The organism is Modestobacter lapidis, assembly GCF_054780755.1.
In genome coordinates, this window is the sequence record NZ_BAAGVS010000039.1 from 1 (window position 1) to 8151 (window position 8151).

Annotated in this window: 7 protein-coding genes and 1 pseudogene; 6 read left to right on the forward strand and 2 right to left on the reverse strand. The window is 71.2% G+C overall.

Annotated features, from left to right (window positions below; translation table 11 throughout):
- Window positions 1–549: 549 nt before the first annotated feature.
- The 4 genes from ACYVG5_RS21125 to ACYVG5_RS21140 all read left to right on the forward strand — a co-directional run bounded on the left by ACYVG5_RS21125 (window position 550) and on the right by ACYVG5_RS21140 (window position 3169).
- A complete protein-coding gene (locus ACYVG5_RS21125) occupies window positions 550–1779 on the forward strand; it encodes an AlbA family DNA-binding domain-containing protein (protein WP_222050732.1) in 1230 nt (409 codons plus the stop codon).
- 112 nt (window positions 1780–1891) lie between these two features.
- Window positions 1892–2536 (forward strand): MucR family transcriptional regulator, encoded by a 645-nt coding sequence (locus ACYVG5_RS21130; RefSeq protein WP_222050733.1) that lies wholly within the window; start codon window positions 1892–1894, stop codon window positions 2534–2536.
- Between the two features lie 49 nt (window positions 2537–2585).
- Entirely contained in the window at window positions 2586–2708 is a 123-nt protein-coding gene (locus ACYVG5_RS21135) for a hypothetical protein (protein WP_460683523.1), read from the forward strand.
- Window positions 2705–3169, forward strand: coding sequence for a hypothetical protein (locus tag ACYVG5_RS21140; RefSeq protein WP_222050737.1), 465 nt, complete (start codon window positions 2705–2707; stop codon window positions 3167–3169). The genes ACYVG5_RS21135 and ACYVG5_RS21140 overlap by 4 nt, the downstream gene beginning before the upstream one ends.
- Window positions 3170–3297: 128 nt before the next feature.
- On the opposite strand, the gene ACYVG5_RS21145 is transcribed toward ACYVG5_RS21140, so the two are convergent.
- Entirely contained in the window at window positions 3298–4143 is an 846-nt protein-coding gene (locus ACYVG5_RS21145) for a hypothetical protein (RefSeq protein ID WP_222050738.1), read from the reverse strand.
- A gap of 259 nt (window positions 4144–4402) precedes the next feature.
- On the opposite strand from ACYVG5_RS21145, the pseudogene ACYVG5_RS21150 reads away from it, so the two are divergent.
- Window positions 4403–4753, forward strand: a pseudogene (locus tag ACYVG5_RS21150) (phosphorothioated DNA-binding restriction endonuclease); the annotation flags it as partial.
- A gap of 54 nt (window positions 4754–4807) precedes the next feature.
- On the opposite strand, the gene ACYVG5_RS21155 reads toward ACYVG5_RS21150, so the two are convergent.
- A complete protein-coding gene (locus tag ACYVG5_RS21155; protein WP_222050739.1) occupies window positions 4808–6436 on the reverse strand; it encodes an exonuclease domain-containing protein in 1629 nt (542 codons plus the stop codon).
- Window positions 6437–6625: 189 nt separating this feature from the next.
- Between ACYVG5_RS21155 and ACYVG5_RS21160 the strand changes: the two genes are divergently transcribed.
- Entirely contained in the window at window positions 6626–7336 is a 711-nt protein-coding gene (locus tag ACYVG5_RS21160) for a hypothetical protein (protein WP_460683524.1), read from the forward strand.
- Window positions 7337–8151: the final 815 nt, after the last annotated feature.

Consider the following 8151-nt stretch of genomic DNA (forward strand, 5'->3'; position numbering starts at 1 on the left):
CTCGGCCTTGAACTGCGGGCTGAACCTTCGCCGCTGCTCTGGCATGGACAGATCCTCTCAGCAGCGAGTCACTGTCCAAGATCATTGGTACACCCCACTGCGAATGCGTCCTTTCGACGGCTGGCGCCGCTGGACTTCATCGCGCGCGGCGGCACCTGGCCGGAGGGTCCTTTCCGTCCCCGCCTCCACGAGGGCATTCCGAGCAACCTGTGAGGAGCAGCGCTCCATGCGGCCGAGCGGGAGGCGCGCGTCGTCGAGGAGTCGGTGAGAGCGCTTGCAGGCGAGGTCCGCAAGCTTCTGTACTGGCGCCGGCGAAGCGCACCCCAGCGGTGCGCCTATCGCGAGCGGCAGCCATCAGCCGTGCGCGGCTCGCTGCCCTTGAGCAGGGCACGAACTGGCCGCGGTGGGACCTGTTGATGCGGCTTCGGGTCGCTCGGGAGGACATCGAGTACGACGACGACGTCGAGTAGGCCTCCGCGCCATCGGCCCCTGTAAGCGCGTGCCGGGCGGCCTGCGTGGGGTGTCTGTGGGCTCTGGCAAGGTGGCGCCGTGGCGGCGCTCTCCCTGTACCTGGGTCCCCGGAAAGCACGGCTGAAGGTCGAGACGTGGGGCGACCTGGTGCTCGCTGCGAACGCGGGTGTGCTCGATGAAACGCATTGGGTCGAGCTCAAGGAAGCCGTGCCGGCGAGCAACAAGCCCGCCAACCTGGAACTGGCGAAGGACCTGGCTTCGCTCAGCGTCGAGGGTGGCGTGTTCATCGTCGGCATCGAGGACGACAAGGGTGGCGCCGGCGCCGTCGTCGGAACCGATCTGACGGGGTTGGAGACCCGCATCGACCAGGTGACCGGCGGGCGCATCAGCCCGCCGTTGTCCGTCACGCTGGATGTCATCCTGAAGCCGGACACCCCCGGCGTCGGCGTGCTGGTGGTGACGGTGCCCGCGAGCGAGGTCGCGCCGCACATGGTGGACGGCCAGTACTGGGGGCGTGGCGCACAGCGCAAGCGCGTCCTGTCCGACGACGAGGTACGACGCCTGCTCGCCGACCGCCAAGCCCGGTCAGCGGGATTTGCCGAGCGACTCCGCGATGCGCCGGTGCTGGACCCAAGTGGCCTGGACGAGCTCGGACGCCTCTACCTGCGCATCGAACCCGCTGCCGCAGCCAGTGAACCCGTCAGCGACCTCCTGGCCGGGAAGCACGTCCTCGAAGTCGTCACCGCCGCTGTCCAGTTCCGCACGCAGTGGTCGCCCTCGTTCGGGTCGCTTACCTACAACGTCCCCCATCCCGACGGGCTCGCCGCGGCATCGCTGATAGCCAGCGAGACCGGCGAGGTTGGGGACGCGTACCTGTTCCTCCTCCTGGGCGACGACGGCACGGTGCAGCTGTCGTCGCCAGCGGTCCAGCGCTACGGACGCGCAGCAGATGCCCCGCTGGCGGTGACGCCCGGGCTGGTGCTGGAGATGCTGCACGGAGGCCTGGAGATTGCCGGGCACGTGGCGACGCAGACTGGCTACCAGGGTGCCTGGCGGGTTGGCCTCTTCGTCACGAAGCTGCGCGGTGTCAGAGCGAGTCAGGCCTACTACGAGACCTCGTTCCAGCGGTTCCTGCCGTACCCGTCCGACGAGTACGTCGCGGAGATTCAGACGACGACTCGCGAGCTCGCCGAGGAAACTCCGGCGGCTGTGGAACGGCTGGCCAAGGGCCTGCTCCGTGGTCTGGGTGTGGACCGCCGCTTCCTGCCCTACGAGGAGCCCGGCGAGTTCGCGTTGCGGAGCCACTGACCGCGTCCGCGCATTCCTCGCGTCCGGCATACCGACTGCACAACCCTCGCCCAACAGGCTGCTGGACAACTTCCCGACCTGAACTGTCACCCCTACCGGCGACGCTGTAGTCGTGGGCCTGTCCGCGATGTCACCGCACGTGCCGGTCGCGCGCCTTCCCGACGGCACGCCGGTGTTCGCCCCGCTCGGGCAGCTCGTCGTCGCGGATGCGGGCCGCCGCGTGGTCTGCCACGCCTGCGGCGACCTGCTGACGCATATCTCACCGGCACACCTTCACCGCCATCGGCTCGACGGGCAGGCCTACCGGCGGAGCTACCGGCTGGCCCTGCGCCGTTCTCTGGTCGCACCCGGACTGGCTGACGTCCGTGCCCAGGAGGGGCGTCGCCGCTACACGGGGAACGAGGCATTGAGGGCCGGACTGGAGCACGGCCAACGGCGCACCCACCGCCTCGCCGAGGCCCGACTGGCCCGCGCCCGCACCCTCGGGTTCGACTCGGTGGAGGGCTACCTGCGGCATCGGTACGTCGAGCAGGCCTGGTCGGTGCATGCCATCGGAGCGGAGTTGCGCACCGGCAGGCGGGTGCCGCCCCGGTTGATGGACGCTGCCGGTGTTGCCCGCCGTGCCGGCGGCGGGCGACGGGCGCATGCACGGTCTGCCGGCTTGGACGTTGGGCGGAGGATGGCCGAAGACGAACCGCGACGAGAGCAGGTGAGCCATGAACCACCTGCCAGGCGAGAACCAGGACGGACGCCCTGAGCCCGCGGACGTAGATCCGCGCGAGGACTTCGATGCGTCCATCTCCAGGATGGCCAAGGCGCTCCGTTTCGGCGAGGTGCTCGCCGGCCGCTGCGTGACAACGGTCGCCCTCGACGCGCGGGGCCGGCTGACCCGCTACCGGCCCGACGGCACGACCAGCCCGCTTGAGTGAACGGGACCGAGCCCGGGGAACAGCGCCAGCGGGTGGCGGCCTTCCGTGCGCACCTCGTAGCCGGTGGGCTGACGCTGGCGCAGCTCGCGACCCGCCGCGGCGGCGGCGACCTTGACGCCACCGAGCGATGGGTGTCCGCGCGGCGCCGGGAGCGTTCGCTCCTCGTGTGCGCTCAGCCCGACGGGTCGTTGGTCGTTCCGGCGTTTCAGCTCACGGACGCCGGTGAGCCTCGCTCAGAGCTGAGGCCATTGCTCGAGCGGCTGCTCGGCGCCGGCATCGACGACTGGACGGCCTGGACGTGGCTGGCGCAGCCGTCCAGCCTGCTGTCCGGCGAAGTGCCGGAGCGGACGGCCGTCACCGACCCGGAGAGGGCGCTGAGGGCATCCACCCGCTTCGCCACCGCAGAGCCGGCAGCTGACCTCTCGCCACCGAGTGCCGGCGGCTGCTGGGCGGGCGGGTGAGCGCGGCCGCGAGCGCCGGGTGCGTGGTGCGGGCGGTGAGCTCGGCGGCGGTGCCGGTGCGGGCAGTCGCGGCGGGCCATCGGTTGCCGGCCTCGGTCGCGTTGTGCGGCGGGGCGGTCCGTCTCGGCTCATCCCCCGATGTTGAGACCGGTGCCCGTGTCTGGGCCGTCGTGTCCTCGTGCGATGCCGACGGCCGGCCTGAGTGCTTCCACGACCAGGGTGCTGAGCACGCCCTGCGCGATGTCAGCCCCCCAGCCGGCCTCGACCCCCACCACGACGGCTGCTGCCGCGGCGAGCACGCCGAGCGAAGCCGTGACCACCTGCCGAGTAGTCGCCGGTGGTGGCGTGCGCGCTGAAGCTCGCGAGCCTGGCGCGGAAGCCCGCGAGCCTGGCGTGGCGGCCTTGCCGGCTGCCGCTGCGGCCGGCTGCGTCGGCCGGTCGGGCGGACTCGGGTCGCCGTTCTTGCCGGGTCGGTCGCCGGGAGGTAGCAGCTGGGCGGAGAACTCTTGCCGGACCGTCGCGAGGGCGGCGTGGACGCCGAACGTCGCGCCGCGGTGCGGGTCGGGCATAGCGGTGTAGGCCAGCTCGAAGCGGCGCAGCGTGGGCTTGACCAGAGCTTCCCACGTGCCAGCCAGGTCCCACTTCCGGTTGTTCTCCGCGCAGGCGGTGCTGAGCGTCAGGAGGTGAAGGATCAGCGGGTCCTGCAGCTTCTCCAGGGCCTTCAGCCTGATTCTGACATCGGCCGGCGGCTGCTGCTGGGCGGGGGTGGCGGCGTCCAGGCGCTGCACCCATCGCTGTTCCAGGTCGCCTAAGCAGGCGTCTACCGTCCGCAGAACGAAACTCAGCCGCGGGTCGGCCAGGTCGGCGGGACGGTCCAGCGTCAGCAGGCCGACGCCTCGACCGACGCGGCGCGCCGCCAGCTCGAACCAGGCCTCGAAGGTCCACAGGTCCGAGCCGTTCCCCGCAAGGGCCACGAGGCACTGTAGGGCCGGTCACTGCGGCGCAGCCATCCGAGTCGGCCAAGGGTCAGCGGGCCGTCGGGGCTACGAATGGTCTGCCAGTCGGTGCTGCCGCCTGAGAGCGCGGCCGTCTCGGACCCGCGCCGGTGCACACCACAGGGCTTCAGCATGTTGAGCACCGCGGATGCGGACGTGTCGGGAAGCGCGGCGCACGGCTGTTGTCGCCACTTCGGCGCTCGCCGTAGGTCAAGATGCGGACGCGCAGGGAGAGTGGCTGACGCGAGTGCAGAAGCTGCGTCGTTGGACCAGGGACGGCCAGCGGGCCCCCCACAAGCCACTGCTGCTGCTGTGGTTGCTCGGCCGGCTCCAAGCGGGTCGACCCGGCCCGGTTGCGTTCACCGAACTCGAAGAGCCCGTTCGCCCCCTGCTCCGGGACTTCGGCCCCGCAAGGTCCAGCTACCACCCGGAGTTCCCGTTTCATCACCTGACCGGTGACGGCTTGTGGACCATCGCAGACGCCGTCGGCGCAGACGCTCGCCCACTCGGCACCGCGGTCAGTCGCCTGCGCTCGGCGGGAGCAGTTGGTCGGCTGGAACCGGCGTTCGAGCGGTACATGACGCACGACGGGCGCACGCCCGCCGTGACAACGCGTGACCCCGGTCCTGCCGCGGTCAGGTGATCAGGCGGGGACCAGCTCCCGGGTGCCAGACATACGAGTCTCTGCGAGGAGGTCGACGAGGTCGGCTTCGGTGAGGACCTCGATGCGGTGGCCCTTCGCGCGCCACTGCACCGCCTTCGATGCCTTGCCGGTGCTGAAGTCCGCGGGGTCGCTCCCGGTGAACCCGTCCCCAACGACCAGCATCGTGGTGCGCTTCGTGACGCCCTTGTCCACCACGGCGCCACATCGCGCTGCGGCGTCCCACGCCTCCTGACGCCGGATGCTCAGGGCACCGGTGAAGACCAACACCTGGCCGTACAGCGGGTGCTCAGGATTGGCGTCGGCGGCTGCCTCCGGCGGCAGCGAACCCTGCGAGATGGTGCCGTGGCACCCCCGCCATGCCGCAGCGTCCAAGCGGCCGGGAAGCATGAGCAGATCGCTCAGCAGGGCGGCGAAGGTGCCGACGTTCCGGCGTCGGGCGATCTCCAGGACGACCTGAGCGCAGGCCTCCGCGTCCGACCCCGCGTCGTGGTGACGGACCAGGCTGATCCCGCACTCGTTGGCGACCATCGGCAGCCGGTAGGAAATCAGATCCAGCGCGCGCCGGGCCATCAACAGGGAGCAGGCGTAGTCCGTCGTCGGCCACTCCCGGTCGGCGACGATGCAGGCCTCACGTAGCGCGCCGATGTCGAAGGCGGCGTTATGCGCGACCAGCGGCAGCCCGTCGGCGAGCTCCACCAGCTGGTCCAGCCGCTCGGCGAAGGACGGCTGGTCGGCCACCATGTCCGCTTCAATGCCGTGCAGACGGACGTTGACGCGATCGAAAGTGTCCAGGCCCGCCGCGGGGCGCACCATCCAGGAGTGCGTGGCGACCACGACGCCGTTGCGGACGACGGCCGCGCCGATCGCGCAGATCGAGCCACGGTGGGCGTTGGCCGTCTCGACGTCGATCGCGACGAAGCTCAACCCGTCCAACGCCACCGGCACCGGTGCCACCACCACGGTCTCCTCGACCGGCGGTCGCGGCGTCGGCACCAGGGCGGCGACGATGGGGGCCTCGGTCGGGGCAGCCGGGTCGCGGTGCACCGGGGCCGGCCACGTCGCCTGGCAGACGATCGGCAGTTCCCGGGTGGTGGGACCGCCCACCGAGCGCATGTAGGAGCGGGCGAGCCGCTGCTCCTCGATGGTGTCCCAGGCAGCGCACAGGCTGCGCAGCCACTGGGCGATGCCGAGGGCGCGGGCTGTGCGGGGGTCTCCGCCCGGCGTGGCCGCCCTCTTGACGTCGAGCGGCTGCGGCAGAGCCGGCCATCGCGGGGGCGTCAGGGCGCTCTTGCGCACCGCCTCGCCCTCGTAGACGGCCTGGAGTTCGTCGCGGACCCCCACGACCGCAGCGAAGGTGGCCTCGGTGTCGAGAAACCGGTCGGGAACGACCTCCTGCTCATCGAGCAGCGCCTGCCCGGAGGCGGTGGCCACGATGACACGCGACACGGTCAGCGTCCGAAGCGTCCGACCGCGGTCATCCCCGTCGAGGACCCAGGCGCCGCACAGCCGCGACATGCCGGCGACGCGCGGGCCGACGTCCACCCACCAGACGACCGGAACTCCGTCGACTCCGTCGACGACCGCCAGCACAGAGCTTCCCTCGTTCATGCGTCCCCCCCCCGTATCGGTGACGCACCGTATCGCGGGGGTGACGCAACGCTGGGAAGGCGCAGCGAACCTCGCACCGTGGCGTGGCGACGGGCAGGGGCCTAAGCCGCACTACAGGGGCCGCCCTGCGGCGGCGCCACTGAGGTTGGGACGGCCGGCGTGGGCCGACCAGCACTCGGTGGTGCCTCCGTGCGGCAGGAGGTCCGGACGAAGCGCTACCGCCGCTGCGGGCAGGTAGTGCTCGAGAACGCGCCGCTCGATGGCCAGTGCTGTGGCCCGATCGCGGACCTGCATGGTGTCGAGCACAACGCCACCGGACCGCTCATGGACTCTGAGTCGGTCATCGGTGACGCAGTGGGTGATGCCGACCTTGTAGACCCCGACGTCGCCCAGGTGCGCAAAGAGCACCAGGTAGACGCGGTGGGGCGCATCGGGATCCAGCCGCGCACCGTCGCAACGGATGCACGGCGGGGTGCCCGAGCAGACGGCGGTCCAGGCCACCGTGCGCGGGGCGTCGCAGCGGAGGCAGACGGCCTGCAGTGGGCGGCCGGGGTCGCCGTCGAATTCGTCGAGCAGCTGCATCCCGAGCAGCTCGAAGCGCGGCTGATGGTCGCGGTGGTGGGCCGGAACCGGGCGGTGTTGCAGTGGTGGCACGGCAGCCAGGAGAGCCGGATGCCCTCGGAGAAGCCCCACAGCGAGTCGACCTGGACACCGCCGCACTCCACGCACTCGACGTTGACCGGCATGTTCTTGTCGGCGTCGCCGAGCGGCTGCAGAGACCGAAGGCCGGCCGCGGCGAGCATCTGCTCCTGTCGGGCCACCGGCCAGATGTCGGCGTGGTCGCCGTACCAGGACCACTGGCGCATCTGCGCCAGCTGGCCGGCCCGCTTGCACATCTGACAGACCCAGCCGCCGCGGCGGATCATCGCCAGCGATACGTCGACGACCGCTCCGCAGGGGTTGTGCCGCGTGCGGAACCGGCCGCGCGCATCGTCACCGAGACGCACGACCTGGGCGTCGCAGGCTTCCACCAGGGCGTTCAGGCACTCGTCGCAGAAGCCGATCGCCCGGCTGCGCCGCGGCCACCGGGACGCGCGCTGGCACCCCGGGGTGCTGCATGCAACGTTTCTGTTCTCCACCAGATCCCCGTCTCGCCGCCGGAAGGCTACGTGCGGCCGCGCTGTCGGTCGTGCACCCGCCGGCCCCTGGCCACGTCGCCAGCGGACGTGCCGGGGGATGGCGGGGGGCGCCGGCCGGCCGATGGCGGCAGGGGGACACCGCTGGGAGTTCGGGGCAGGCCCCGCAGCTGACCGAGGAGATTGGTCTTGAGCTCCTCCTGCGTGTGCCATCACGGCTACCGAGCGGGGACTGCCAGCCGCCCGGGGCGGGCGACGATCGGTCGATGCATCCGGCCGAACGCCGCGTCTAGTCCGCGCAGAGTCCGCAACTGGTCCGCAGACCGTCAACGATGACCAACAGCGGCCAACGCCGAACGCCCAGTTCAGCGCCGCATTGCCCACGTAGTCAACGCTCGCCAACTGCCCGGCAACTGTCCCCGGCGAACTGTCCCCGGCGACCAGCAACTCAGCGCCTCGGGTGCGGCGGGTCAGGTTGGGGGGGTCAAGTCCCCGGGCGTGGTGTGTGACGGCTACCGCGTGATCTTCATGTCTGGTCAGGCGCTGAGCGTCGGGATGGTCGGCTGCGTGGTCACCTCC